Annotated in this window: 11 protein-coding genes; 4 read left to right on the forward strand and 7 right to left on the reverse strand. The window is 70.0% G+C overall.

Annotated features, from left to right (window positions below; translation table 11 throughout):
- Window positions 1–101: 101 nt before the first annotated feature.
- Together ACRAS8_RS34280 and cseB are read right to left on the reverse strand one after the other, a co-directional pair.
- Window positions 102–1,379, reverse strand: coding sequence for a sensor histidine kinase (locus ACRAS8_RS34280; RefSeq protein ID WP_438489930.1), 1,278 nt, complete (start codon window positions 1,377–1,379; stop codon window positions 102–104).
- A gap of 26 nt (window positions 1,380–1,405) precedes the next feature.
- Window positions 1,406–2,107 (reverse strand): two-component system response regulator CseB, encoded by a 702-nt coding sequence (gene cseB / locus ACRAS8_RS34285; protein ID WP_438489931.1) that lies wholly within the window; start codon window positions 2,105–2,107, stop codon window positions 1,406–1,408.
- A 1,125-nt stretch (window positions 2,108–3,232) separates the two neighbouring features.
- On the opposite strand from cseB, the gene ACRAS8_RS34290 reads away from it, so the two are divergent.
- A complete protein-coding gene (locus ACRAS8_RS34290; RefSeq protein WP_438489932.1) occupies window positions 3,233–4,936 on the forward strand; it encodes a mycolysin in 1,704 nt (567 codons plus the stop codon).
- Window positions 4,937–5,169: 233 nt separating this feature from the next.
- Here the strand turns inward: ACRAS8_RS34290 and ACRAS8_RS34295 are convergent, their stop codons facing one another.
- The 3 genes from ACRAS8_RS34295 to ACRAS8_RS34305 form a co-directional block, all read right to left on the reverse strand.
- Entirely contained in the window at window positions 5,170–5,472 is a 303-nt protein-coding gene (locus ACRAS8_RS34295) for a hypothetical protein (RefSeq protein WP_438489933.1), read from the reverse strand.
- Window positions 5,473–5,572: 100 nt separating this feature from the next.
- Window positions 5,573–5,749 carry a hypothetical protein gene (locus tag ACRAS8_RS34300; RefSeq protein WP_438489934.1) on the reverse strand — a complete coding sequence of 59 codons (177 nt, stop codon included), beginning with the start codon at window positions 5,747–5,749 and terminating at the stop codon, window positions 5,573–5,575.
- Between the two features lie 403 nt (window positions 5,750–6,152).
- Window positions 6,153–6,824: a type III effector protein gene (locus ACRAS8_RS34305; protein WP_438489935.1), complete on the reverse strand. Its 672-nt coding sequence runs from the start codon at window positions 6,822–6,824 to the stop codon at window positions 6,153–6,155.
- Between the two features lie 131 nt (window positions 6,825–6,955).
- Between ACRAS8_RS34305 and ACRAS8_RS34310 the strand changes: the two genes are divergently transcribed.
- The 3 genes from ACRAS8_RS34310 to ACRAS8_RS34320 all read left to right on the forward strand — a co-directional run bounded on the left by ACRAS8_RS34310 (window position 6,956) and on the right by ACRAS8_RS34320 (window position 8,481).
- Window positions 6,956–7,390, forward strand: a complete 435-nt coding sequence (locus tag ACRAS8_RS34310; RefSeq protein WP_438489936.1) for an Hsp20/alpha crystallin family protein — start codon at window positions 6,956–6,958, stop codon at window positions 7,388–7,390.
- A 110-nt stretch (window positions 7,391–7,500) separates the two neighbouring features.
- Window positions 7,501–7,896, forward strand: a complete 396-nt coding sequence (locus ACRAS8_RS34315; RefSeq protein ID WP_438490677.1) for a DUF2267 domain-containing protein — start codon at window positions 7,501–7,503, stop codon at window positions 7,894–7,896.
- Window positions 7,897–8,073: 177 nt separating this feature from the next.
- Window positions 8,074–8,481 (forward strand): DUF2267 domain-containing protein, encoded by a 408-nt coding sequence (locus ACRAS8_RS34320; RefSeq protein WP_438490678.1) that lies wholly within the window; start codon window positions 8,074–8,076, stop codon window positions 8,479–8,481.
- A 152-nt stretch (window positions 8,482–8,633) separates the two neighbouring features.
- On the opposite strand, the gene ACRAS8_RS34325 is transcribed toward ACRAS8_RS34320, so the two are convergent.
- Complete coding sequence (locus ACRAS8_RS34325; protein WP_438489937.1) at window positions 8,634–11,333, reverse strand: glycosyl hydrolase; 2,700 nt, start codon at window positions 11,331–11,333, stop codon at window positions 8,634–8,636.
- Window positions 11,334–11,507: 174 nt separating this feature from the next.
- Window positions 11,508–12,533, reverse strand: a complete 1,026-nt coding sequence (locus tag ACRAS8_RS34330; RefSeq protein ID WP_438489938.1) for a hypothetical protein — start codon at window positions 12,531–12,533, stop codon at window positions 11,508–11,510.
- Between the last annotated feature and the right edge of the window lie 22 nt (window positions 12,534–12,555).

Consider the following 12,555-nt stretch of genomic DNA (forward strand, 5'->3'; position numbering starts at 1 on the left):
GGTTCTGTAGCCCGGAGTGGTTCTGTAGGTCCGGAGTGGTTCTGCAGGTTCGTGGCAGGGCGGCGGGGAAGCAGGGGGCGGGGGAGTGGGTGCCGCGGCGGTCAGGCCGGCAGGCGCAGGGTGGCGACGGCCCCGCCGTCCGGGGCGTTGTCCAGGCGCAGTTCGGCGCCGAGCAGCCGGGCCTGCCCCAGGGCGATGGTCAGGCCCAGGCCGTGGCCCGAGCCGCGCTCCGCCGCACCCGTGTGGAAGCGGCGCGGGCCATGCAGCAGCAGGTCCGCCGGGAAGCCGGGACCATGGTCGCGTACGACGACCGTCCGGCCCTCGACGGTGACCCGCACCGGGGCCTCTCCGTGCCGGTGCGCGTTGACGACGAGGTTGCTGACGATCCGCTCCAGGCGTCGCGGGTCGGTCTCCACGGTCTGCCCGGCCTGCACGGCCTGCGCGGCTTCCGCCTCGGCAACGGTGACCTCGGTGTCGAAGCCGGTGCGCGCCACGGCCTCGGAGACGACCGCGCCGAGCGGCACATGGGCGCGGATCGGTTGTTCGGCGCCCGCGTCCAGCCGGGAGATCTCCAACAGGTCCTCGACCAGGCTGCGCAGATCGCGTACGCGGGCCCGCAGCAGATCCTCCGTCTCACCGGGCGGCAGCAGGTCGACGGCGGCCAGCAGACCGCCGACGGGGGTGCGCAGTTCATGGGCCACGTCCGCGGTGAACTGGCGCTCGGTGCGCAGCCGTTGGCCGAGGCTGTCGGCCATGAGGTCGACGGTGGCGGCGATGTCGGCCACCTCGTCGCGGCCCTTGGTGGGCCCGGTCCGTGCGTCGAGGTCCCCGGCGGAGATCCGGCCCGCGGTCTCGGAGACCCGTCGCAGTCTGCGGGCGAGCAGCCCGGACGCGTAGACGGCCAGGGGCGTGGCCGCCGCGAGCGTGACCAGTGAGGCCACCGCCATGGTCACATCGAGTTGGCGCAGGTTGTGGAAGTCAGTGCTCATGTTGACCCGGACGGCGAGGACCGGGCTGCCCGGGCCGCCGGTCCGCTGGGCGGCCCACATGGTCGGCCCCACGTTGGCGTCCGCGTGGACGCGCCCGTCGTAGGACGTGTGCCGCTTGCTGTCGGCCGGGTCCCGCAGGGCGGCGGGCAGGTCGGCCGGATCCAGCTCGGCACCGTCCGTCAGCGTTCCGGTACGCCGGTAGACGTCCATGGCCGAGTAGACCGCGTTGAAGACCTGCATTTCGGCCCGGAAGCGGATGTCGCGCGCGGTCCACAGATGCACCAGCACCCCCACCACGGCCATGACCAGGCAGGCGGTGACCGCGGCCAGCGCCGCGATCTTCCACCGCAGGGACCCGAGGCCCAGCCACAGCCGGCGGAACGGACGCATCGGTCGGCGGAACGGGCGCACCGGCCTCAGCGCCTGAACTTGTAGCCGAAGCCGCGGACCGTCTCGATCCGGTCCCGGCCCAGCTTCCTGCGCAGCCGCTGCACACACAGGTCCACGACCCGGCTGTCGCCGTCCCAGCCGTAGTCCCAGACATCGCGCAGCAGCGTGTGGCGCTCCAGCACGACGCCCGGGTGGGCGGCGAACTCCAGGAGCAGCTTCAGCTCGGTCGGGGTCAACGCCACCGGGCTTCCGGAGACAAAGACCTCCAGGCCGCCGGTGTCGATGGTCAGGTCCCCGAAGACCAGCGTCGCCCCCTCGGAGCGCGTCGGCTCCTCGCCCACGGGCTGCTCGGCGCCCAGGCCCGGGGCGGGCGCGTAGGCTGCCCGCCGCAGCAGCGAGCGGATGCGCGCCACGAGCACGGAGGTCTCCACGGGCTTGACCACGTAGTCGTCCGCTCCGGCCTCCAGTCCGGCGACGACATCGAGTCCGTCCCCTCGGGCGGACATCATCAAAACAGGCACCAAGCTGGACTCCCGGACTCTGCGGCAGAGGCCGATCCCGTCCAGACCGGGCAGCATCACGTCCAGAATCAGCAGGTCGAAGTCCTCGTCCCGAAAGAGCTCAAGCCCCGTAAGGCCGTCGGCCGCGGCCTTCATCGCGTAGCCGTAGCGCTCCAGGGCGACGGTGAAGGACCGGCGCATCAGCTCGTCGTCTTCCACCAGCAACACGCGAACAGGGCGCGAGGAGGCCCCGGCCGGGGCAGACGAGGACACGGGCGGAATCTCCTGTTCGGACGGACTGGACGCGGTATCGATCCCGGCTGCACGCACAGCCGGCGACCTGATTACTGCGGCGACCTGATTACTGTAGGAACGATACGGCAGACAGCGGGCTCGGCGGCCGTGTCGCACAGGCGGCACGCAGCGCCTTCCTCCACGGCCTCTTCCCACCGCGAATCACCAGGTCAGACCGGTAACGCCGGCCCGGGCAGCTGGCCGGACCACGGCAGGACCACGGCACTCCAACCCCCTGTAGGCCCCCTTCGTCGCGTGCCCCCGCGCCGATTCGATGCACGATCAAGCGCTCCCTGATACTCACCGGATACAAATCCTGCTCGGCCCATCAAGCCCGCCTGGTGCGCGAGCGGTGCTGCCTGGACCGCGCAGGACGTTCTCCGGTGAGGGGCGCCGACGCGAAGCACACCCATCAGCGCGGACCAGCCGGCCACGCAAGCCGACCGCCGACGGGCGGGAAGCTTCCCACGGCGATACGAACGCGACTGACGGGGTGGGGACTGCCTGCGACATGGATGCTCCAGCCGACACCGCACCCGGGCACGCCAATGCCCCCTGAGACACCGCAGCTTGCGACAGACAGAGCGTCAAAAACGCATCGCGGAAACGACGCTGAGACGCAGCTGAGACGCAACGGCCCGCAGACACTGCCGAAGGCCATTAGGCCCATAGACCACGCCTCAACGGCAGATCGCCGCACCTCTGACATCGACTGACATCGACACACAGGAGTTCTCCGCACGTCGGCTGACGCCAAGGGGAGCCCCACAGCGAGGCGTTCGCCAGGCGCGTGCGTCGTGCGGCTCGTGCTCTTGTCCGGTCGCGCTCTTCTCCGAAGCAGTGACATGCGCAAGCCCTGAGGTATATGGTTCCGGCCACCGTCACCCACGGTGCTGCTATGGCCAATGATTGCTGGCTATAGCGCCCAGGGCCGGTGCCTTACCCCCCTCACGCTCTGTCGGCGTGCACCGAAGTCGGTCGGGCACGCCGTAGGAAGGCATGCCCATGTCCCGAATACGGTCCCGGAGACGGGTTCCGAAATCCGTCGGTCTGTTCGCGATGGCCGGCGCAGGCGCCTGCCTGGCCGCCGTCGTCGTACCGTCCGCGTTCGCCGGCACCTCCCCACAGGCCGGCGCCCCGAACCAGACCGGCACCTGTACGATCCGCCCCGCGGCAAAGGACTCCGAGGCCCCGCTCGGCTGCCTCGGCATCACCGCCTCCCTCGACCACCTGCCCGCCGTCGGCGAACAGGCCACCCTCACCGTGGACATCACGGCGCAGACCGACGTCAAGCACGCCGGCCTGTCCCTCCAACTGCCGCCCGCGCTCCGGATATCCGGTGCGGACTCCGGCCTCACCGCCCCCACGACAGACACCTTCGGCCAGCGCACCAGCCGGACGCTCGCCCTCACCCCCGGCAACCGCACCGTCAAGGTCCAGGTCAAGGCCGTCGCCGCCGGACCGGCCCAGATCCAGGCCGACATCAGCGACACCGACCGCCCCGACCCGCGTCGCGCCGCGCACGACTCGGTGGAACTCACCGTCGGCACGTCCGAGGGTTCCACGGCCAAAGGCGTCTCGGTCACCAAGGCCCGCCCGGCCCCGGTCCACCGTCCCGCGCCCGACGCCCACAAGGAACGGCCGGTCACCCCCAAGGCCGCCCCTGCCCCTGCTCGCGCTTCGGCCTCGGCCTCGGCCGCCGCAGGCTCGGCCGCCCCGCGCGCCACCGCTTCCGCCAGGGCCTCCTCCCAGGTCTGCATCAGCGGCACCTACCGCAACCGCTTCCAGTCCGCCGAGGGCGGAAACTGGAACGGCAAGGCCAACCGTGACGAGCCGGTCCACAACGCCAACGTCACCCTGTGGGGCCGGCCCACCGCCAACAGCGGTACGCAGAAGCTCGCCACGGGAATGACCGGCAACAACGACGGCAGGTTCAACCTCTGCTACACCCCCACCACCTCCGTCACGTCCAAGGTCTGGGTGGAGTTCAAGACCCAGGCCGGCGCCATGTGGTCGGTGGTCGACGGCAACGGCAGCCTCTACGCCACCGCCACCTACTCACAGGACAACGTCTCCGGCAGCAAAAACCTGGGCAACGTCTACGCCAATGACGGGCAGAGCCGCGCCTGGCACGCCTTCGACACCCTCAACAAGCTCTGGTGGAACCGCGGTTCCACCACCAACTGCTGGGCCGGCAGCCAGCAGGACGGTCACTGCACCCCGATCACCGTCCAGTGGTACCCCGGCTCCACCGACGGCACCTACTGGAGCACCGGCGACGACAAGATCCACCTCGCGGACAACGACCCCGACTCCGAACACACCACCATCCACGAGTCGGGCCATGCCCTCATGGGCAAGCTCTACAAGGGCTGGTGGCCCCACGTGACCAACTGCTCGCCCCACTACGTCAACCGCACCTCCTCCACCAGCTGCGGCTGGACCGAGGGCTTCGCCAACGCGGTGGCGTTCCACACCTTCAACGACACCACGTACTACTGGGGCAACGGCAGCTCCATGAACCTCGCCAACGACCGCACCACGACCGGAATCGACCAGGGCGACGCCTGCGAGGCCCGCGTCGCCACCGCACTGCTCGACCTGTGGTCCCAGATCGACGGCAACTGGACGAAGAGCAACACCATGATGACCAGGACCTGGCAGTCCAGCCTCCGCGAGTACGTCAACGACCGGCCCGACTACGGCCTGGACAGCGGACCCAAGGCCCGGAGCATCCTCTACAACCACACCATCCAGTACTGACCACAGCAACGACCGCATGGGTCCGGTCCGGGGTACGTCCCGGGCGGACCCATGCGCGCGACGCAACTGGGCCCCAGGATGCGGGCGTTCCTCTCGCGTGAGCAGCCGCATTCCCGAGGGGCAGCCGTCCAGTACGCCGCCGGCGAGCTCGCAGAGACTCAGCGGCTCGACGGCCGGCGTCCACACGCCGGCCGTCGAGCCTTCCGCGAGCCGTGTATACCGCAGCCGGCGTTTTACTCCTTGCCGCCGCCCTTGCCGCCACCGCCGAAGCTGTTGTCGCAGCCCATTCTCGAGCCCATCGGGGTGCTTTGGGCGCCCGTGGACCCTTCGCCGCCGAGCAGGTTGCCCAGTGCTCCGTCGATGATCCCGACCTCGCCGAGCACGTTGACGTTCAAGTCGTGCGACCGGCACTGGCTGCCCTGTCTGATGTCGAACTGGCTCCCACCCTTGCCGCCGGCGTAGGACGTGCCGGCCCCAAGAAGGGAGACGCTGCCAAGGACAGCCACCACGACGGCAGCCTTCTGAAGCTTACGCATTTCTTCTCCGATTGATTGGAAGAGGCCGATCAGGCAGTGATCGGCTTGGTGTCGCAATCTGTCGCACCCGGAGGCGATCTCCTCAACCTCTTTGGGCTGCTCAGTCGTTGAGCCCGTCAAGAAGGTGACCAACGACGGGAACGTTGGTGAGAACAGCCTTGATCTTGGGCGCTTTACCGCTACCGCCTGAATCCCCGGCGTGGGCTGGGGCGACAAAGCCGAAGGCGAGCAAGGTAAGCGCGGCGGAGACGGTCAGGATGCGGAAATGGCGCCGCATGGCAGGCCCCTTCTTTCTTCTCGTTCGCGGGCAGCGTCGACGTGCGCGCCTTTCACATGCGTGAAGTCGCGTGGAGGGCGCCCCCGAGGCGGAGCGGATTCGATAAGAGGCATTCCTCCGCGTCGGGCGTAGTAACGGCCCATCACCCGAACAGGGCAGCAAAACTTGCGGTTCGCCGCTGAATCGTCCAGTACCACCGGGAAAGCGACTCCTGGGGCCGCGGGCGGACGCGCTCCGCTTTACCGAGGACGTCCCGCGCCGGGCCGGCCAAGCGCCTGCCCAGGGCAGTCAGCGTTGAGACCGCGATACAACGAGCCGTGATCACAGCGGTGTTCGGGAATCAGCGCCAGGTCGACGAGTGCCCCGGACGGAGCGGCGGCCGCCAGAGGCGCTCATCGGTTCGTCAGGTCTGCGCGCGGCGGGCGGTGTTGCTGCGGTGGCGGAGTTGGTCGGTGTGGTGGGTGAGGCGGTCGATGTGGGCGGCCAGGGTGGGGTGGCTGCCACGTAGGTGTGGTTCGGTGTCGGTGAGCGGGGCGAGGAGCAGGGCGGCGTCGTCGTCGGCGAGGGCGAGGGTGAGGCGGCGGACGGGCGGGCGGGCGGTGGCCGGGAGGTCGGACAGGGCGGCGATCTGGCCGGCGAGCCGGCGGAGTTCGCCGGCGTTGTCCCGGGCCCAGCCGATGACCGCACGGTCGGCGGCGCGGCGGTCGCGGGTGGCCTTGACGCGCTGCTCGCCGGTGGTGTCGGCGGCGCCGGGGCGGAGCCGGAGGTAGCGGCGTTCGGCTGCCTGGCGGCTGGCCACGCCCAGAGGTGCGGCCAGGTCGGCCCAGCTCGCGCCGGCCGCGCGGGCCGCTTCGACCAGGCCGGGTTCCCAGTCGGCGAGTTGGTGGCGCACCTCGCGCAGCAGGAGCAGCGCGGCCAGTGCCTGCTCGGGCTTGGGCGGATCGCCGGCGCGGGGCTCGCCGTCGGGGGCGTTGCGGGCGGCGCGTACCGCCTCGTCGATGGCGCGCAGGGCTGCCTCCGCGGTGAGGAAGGGCACCGGGGGGAGGTCCTGGGGCTGCTCGTCTGCTGCGGTCACGTGGGGATTCCCTCCTTTCGTCGTCGTTCGGACGACATATTGTTTGTCATCGTTTCGATGACATGCTACAACGGGAGCAGGTGCAGCGCATTGGCAGCAGTTTCTGCCCGTCTCACTGGAGGTGTTTCGCGATGTTGATGCGCACTGACCCGTTCCGCGAGCTCGACCGGCTCTCCCAGCAGCTCCTGGGCACGTCCGGTACCTGGTCACGGCCGTCGACGATGCCGATGGACGCCTACCGCGAGGGCGACGTCTATGTGATCACGCTGGACATTCCCGGCGTGGACGCCGACGCCATCGACATCGATCTTGAACGGAACATGCTGACCGTCAAGGCCGAGCGCCGGCCGACGGCCAAGGGCGAGAACGTCCAGATGGAGCTGTCCGAGCGGCCGCTGGGGGTCTTCTCCCGCCAGCTGATGCTCGCCGACACCCTTGACGCCGAGCGCATCGAGGCCACCTACGAAGCAGGGGTGCTGACCCTGCGCATCCCGATCGCGGAGCGCGCCAAGCCCCGCAAGATCACCATCGGCGGATCGGCGCAGCCCAAGCAGATCAGCGGCTGACCCGCTCCGGCCCGCAGCAGCGAGGGAGGCGGGAGCGCATTCCGGCACCGGGAGCGCTTCCCGGCATCCCGCCTCCCGTCCACCGTCTCCCGTTAGGAGGGGTGGCCATGGTGGCCGTCCGATGGGAGGAGTTCTTGGAGCGTGTCCGGGAACGCGGCGAGTACGACACCCGGCACGAGGCCGAACGCGCCGCCCGGGTCGTGCTCGCCCTGCTCGGCGCGCACGTGGTCGGCGAGGAGCGGTCCGCACTTGCCGCCCGGCTGCCCGAGACCTTCGCCCTGATCCTGCTCAACCCGCTGCCCGCGGCCGAACCGCTGACCCCCGAGCGCTTCGTCCGGGCCACCGCGGCCTGGATCGAGGGGGCCACCGAGGAGACCGCCAAGTGGGACGTCGGCGCGGTCCTCAGCACGGTGGCCGAGGCCGCCGGCGAAGACCTCACCCGGCGGCTGCTGCTTCAGCTGCCGGTCGGCTACGACCTGCTGTTCGGTCACCCCCAGCCGATCTGACCCCGCCGATCTGATCCGCACACCACCGCCGGAGCTTCTGCCCATCCGGCCCGCCGGCCCCTGCCACCCGGCGTGAGCGGGGCCGGCCGGGCCCGTATCGACACGAAAGGCATGCCACCCGTCATGATCGACCAGCGGTACAGCGACCAGCGGTACCCGGACCGTCCCGATGTCGCGATGACCTTCGACGCCTTGCTGGCGAAGGTCCGGTACGAAGGCGCCTACCCCACCCGGGAACGGGCCCAGGAGGTCACCCTTCAGGTTCTCGCCGCGCTCGGCCGCCAGCTCACCGGCGACGAACGGGTCGCGCTTGCCGCCCGGTTGCCGTTGGAGGCCGCGCTGGAGTTCACCGGCCAGGCCCCCGCCGCCGAGCGGCTGACGGGGTGGGGCTTCATCAAGGACCTCGCGCTGCGGACCGGCACCACGCCGGCGGTCGCCCGCTGGAACACCGGGACGGTCTTCTCCGTCCTCGCCCAGCTGACCGAGCCCGCTCTGCTGGACCAGATCCTCGACCAGCTGCCCGAGGGCTACGCCTTGCTGTTCGGACGGCCTGAACTCCGCCCCCGGCAGGGACAGGCCGCCTAGGTCCTGGCCGGTCGGTCTCTTCGCTCAGCGCACGAAGTCAGCTCACGAAGCGCCCGGGCATCGGGCGGCCTCGTGTCGGCGGAGGCGGACGGCCGGTGCGCCCCCGCGGGTGGGGTACGCACCGGCCGCCGTAGGACCAGGATGCTTCGCGGTCAGTCGGGGTTAGGGGTGGCCTTGAGGCGCCGTACGTCGAAGGACCATATGCCGCGCCCGTGGGTGGCGGCATAGAGCCTGTCGTCCGGGCCCAGGCGCAGTTGCAGCACGGCTGCGGTGGGGAGGTTGTGTCCCAGTACCTGCCACTGGGTGGCGCCGGCGGGCCGGTAGAAGGTGGCCAGGTCGGTGCCGAGGGCGAGGCCGCCGTTCGGGAGCAGTTTGACGGTGTTGGCGGGGACATCGGGCAGGTTCGCGGAGATGTCCGTCCAGTCGGTGCCGCCGTTGGTGGACTCGAAGAGGTGGCCGACGCCCGCGCCGGGGCCTTCGGTCCACTTGCGGGAGAAGCCGTTGACGGCCACGTACACATGCCGGGCGTTGGCCGGGTCGACCTCGAAGCCGGAGATGTAGCGGTTGGGGAGGGTGCCGTCGGCCGGGAGGCCGAGCTGGTGCCAGCCGGTGCCGTCGGCGTTGCCGACGGCGATGCCCCGGGTGAAGCCCTTGCTGTCGCAGGGCCCGCACCAGCCGACGTACACGGTGCCGCCCGAGGACGCGACGGTGGTGGCCACATGGCCGTCGCCGAGGTCGTAGGCGTTCTTCCACTCCGTGCGGGAGCGGATCGCGAAGCCCTTGTTCTGCACCCACACATGCCGGCCGCCGGCGATCCAGGTGTGGGTGTCCTTGGCGTCGGCGGTGATCGGGGCGATGAAGCGGGCGCCGGCGCCGCCCAGGTCCTTGTCCGGCGGGGCGACCTCGTACTCGGTGGCCTTGGACGGGTCCGTGGCCCACGAGCCGTTGTTGACACCGCAGTTCTGGGTGACCCACATGTCGAGGTAGACGTACTCCGCGGCGATGTTGCAGCCGTTGGCGGGGTCGGCGATGGTGTCGGCGCCGTCGCCGCCGAAGTCGGAGCCCATGACCCTGTCCCGTCCGCGCAGGATGGACTGGCCGTTGTCCTGGAGGCCGCCGGTCACCGAGACGCCGCCGTAGGTGAGGTCTTTGCCGACGCCCACCGAGTAGTACTGCAGGGTGTCGAGGGTGCCGTCGTTGAGGGACTGCCAGTCCTTGGCGTGGCCGCCGGAGTCGACTGCGCCGTTGAGCGGGCGGCGGTAGATGCCGCCGTCGTTGCCGACGTATGCCCAGGTCCTGCCGTGGTGGCTGCCGATCGCGACCGCGTGCTGGTCGGAGTGGGTGGTCTGTGAGCAGTCGCCGGTCTGCTTGGCCGGGTCGATGCTCCAGCAGGGGAAGGGGAAGTTCCAGTACGGGCCCGGCGTGGTCCAGCTGGCGCCGCCGTTCCTGGTCTCGAAGACCTCTTCCAGACCGAGGTAGACGTGGTCGGCGTTGGCCGGGTCGACCTGGAGGAACTGGTTGTACCAGGACTGGATGCCGGGCAGATAGCCGGCGCTCTGGAGCGCGGATCCCGATGCCTTGAGCTTGGCGTAGTCGGCGATCTGCGTCCACGGCCCGAACGGCGAGCCGTTCTTCGACACGTACACGCCCTTGAGGCCGCTGTCCGGGTTGGCGGCGGTCTGTGCCGGGGACTGGTCGATGGCGTAGAGCCGCGAGCCGTCGGCAGCGGCGGCGAACGTCATGTTGCCGACGTCGGCACTGCCGGTCGGCAGGTCACCGAGCCCGCTGACCGGCTTCCAGCCGCCGTCGTCCTGCTTGGCATACAGCCCGTTGTACGTGTCGCCACCGCGCCAGCCGACCGCGAGCAGGACCTTGGACGGGTCCCTGGGGTCGACGGCGAGGTCATTGGCGATGTTCTTGTACGGCGCACTCGGGTCGTCCGCCTTCGAACCGCCCGGCAGATAGTCGGGGTTGGGGGCGAACTCCAGCTTCCACGGCCCGGACAGGGTAGTTGTGGAGTGCGACCACACGCCACGGCTGGTCGCCGCCCACACCTTGGTGCCAGCGAACCGCAGCGCATGGATGACGGTGCTCTCCAGCTCGGTGCCGCCCACGCGGCCGCCGGGCCGGAACTGCCCGTGCCGCGGGTCGCCCAGGACGTAGACTCCCGTACCCACGAAGGACGTTGCCCCGGTATTGGACTCGCCGGTGGCGTACCAGAGGCGCTGCTTGCCGTCCAGGGCGAGGGTGCCCGTCGACAGGGACGGCAGCTTGTCGGCGATCGGCTCCCAGAGCCCGCCGCCGGTCTTCGACCGGAAGACGCCGCCGTTGGCGCCGCCCGCGTACACATACCCCTGGTCGTCGGCGGCGATCCCGGTGATCCGGCCGGTCACCTTCCCGAAACCGCCGCTGGAGTTGGAGTTCACATCGCGGTAGCGCGGGTCGTCGGCGTCGTACGCCTTCTTGGTGACGTGCCCCCAGGCACCTCCCGCGTGCCGCATCGACTGGAGCTGCTGCCACGCCGCCCCGTAGGCTCCAGGCGCCACCACGCCTGGAGCCGTCCGCGCCTCGGTGAACTGGGCAGTGGCTTCTGCGGAGTTCTCCGCCTCGTCGGAGCCGCCGTCCCCGCTTCCGGGGGCGAGGACGGCGGATCTTTCGCCGTGGTGGTGCACCGCCTTCGTGTGCTGGCGGCCCACGTCGGCTTGGTGACGCGCGTTCCAGGGCCGGGGTCTGGTGTCACCGGACGCCGCGAACGCCTGGCCGGCGGCCAGGCCGAACGCGGCGGCCACGACGGTGCAGGTGATGAACCGCCGTCGGTGCGGGGGGTGCCATCGGTGCCGTTGGGGCAACATGCCCACTCCTCCCTGCGCCGGGTATGCGGGGTGGCCCGACGCCGGAGGAGATCTTGGCGTGTCCGCGACATCACTGCGTAGAGGCCCGCGAGAAAAATGGTGCGGAGTTTACGTTTGTGGCCCGCATGGGCCCAAACTTCGCTCTCGCTACCGGAATGCGGGGCCCGTGACCCGTTACGCGGCGGTGAGCCGCTTGACCCAGGTGACCGAGCTGCTGCTGCCGGGCGCCTGGATGAAGACCCGTGCGGGAATGGCTACGAGGTGTTCCTGGTTGGTGCCGGTGTCGAGGTCGCGGACGACGATGTAGCCGGTGTAGGTGGCCCCGTTGGCCCGGCCTTCCAGGTAGCCCTTCTTGCCCTGCGGCACGTTGATCTCGACGCCCGTTTCCCGGGTGTTCTGCACCTTGGTGGTGGACGTGGAGCTGTAGCTGTAGGTGAAGCTGGCCTCGCCGCCGACCGATGCGCCATCGCCGCTGATCGAGGGCGTGATCTTGCCGCCCACCTGCCAGCCTTCGGTCGTGCTGCTCTCGTCGGCGACGGACGCCGTGACCTTGTAGGTGAGTTTGCCCTCGCCTGTGAGGCCGTCGCTGGCCCCCCGCTGCGGGTACTTCTCGTCGACCTTCCCGACGAACATGCAGGGCGCCGCCTGGCCGTAGAACGGGCTCTTCGGGTCCTTGTTGGTCATGTTGCAGTACTGCTCGGCGCTCTGCCCGCCGGTCAGTGCGTTGTCCTTGGTGTTCTGGCGGACGTCGGTGCCGTTGGGCTTGGTCGTATCGGCCCATCCGTCGACCAGGTGCTTGGCGCTTTCCCGCAGCGGCGCGGAGTGGTTGGTGTCGGCCGCGTACTGCGTCGCTGCCGCCTGGGCGTCCTTGACGGCCTGTTCGGGAGCGTACTTGCTCTGTACGTCCGCCAGGGTGAAGGTCTTGACGTTGCCGTTCTTGTCCTTGTCGACCCCGGCCGGGTAACCCATGGAGGATTCCGAGGGGTTGACCGGATCCGTCTTGGTCATCGCGGCGATGACGTCCTGGTCGGACTGGTAGGTGCCGTCGGCGACCTTCGCCGGCTGACCGTCGTCGGCGAACGCGGGGGACTGGGAGCCGACCAGGGATATGCCGGTGAGGAAAGCGGTGGCGAGTGCCCCGGCCATCACACTGTGCTTGCGCCGGCCCTGAACGAGGCCGGCCTGCAGCTGCGTTGACACGCGGGTCTCCTTATCAGTAGTG

The sequence above is a fragment of the Streptomyces sp. S186 genome (assembly GCF_051603415.1).
Classification (GTDB): domain Bacteria; phylum Actinomycetota; class Actinomycetes; order Streptomycetales; family Streptomycetaceae; genus Streptomyces.

Excerpts from the sequence above, each read along its gene's own strand:
- ACRAS8_RS34280 (WP_438489930.1), bottom strand. The coding sequence starts at position 1,379 with ATGCGTCCGTTCCGCCGGCTGTGGCTGGGCCTCGGGTCCCTGCGGTGG.
- ACRAS8_RS34290 (WP_438489932.1), top strand. The coding sequence starts at position 3,233 with ATGGCCGGCGCAGGCGCCTGCCTGGCCGCCGTCGTCGTACCGTCCGCG.
- ACRAS8_RS34295 (WP_438489933.1), bottom strand. The coding sequence starts at position 5,472 with ATGCGTAAGCTTCAGAAGGCTGCCGTCGTGGTGGCTGTCCTTGGCAGC.
- ACRAS8_RS34300 (WP_438489934.1), bottom strand. The coding sequence starts at position 5,749 with ATGCGGCGCCATTTCCGCATCCTGACCGTCTCCGCCGCGCTTACCTTG.
- ACRAS8_RS34310 (WP_438489936.1), top strand. The coding sequence starts at position 6,956 with ATGTTGATGCGCACTGACCCGTTCCGCGAGCTCGACCGGCTCTCCCAG.
- ACRAS8_RS34320 (WP_438490678.1), top strand. The coding sequence starts at position 8,074 with ATGACCTTCGACGCCTTGCTGGCGAAGGTCCGGTACGAAGGCGCCTAC.
- ACRAS8_RS34325 (WP_438489937.1), bottom strand. The coding sequence starts at position 11,333 with ATGTTGCCCCAACGGCACCGATGGCACCCCCCGCACCGACGGCGGTTC.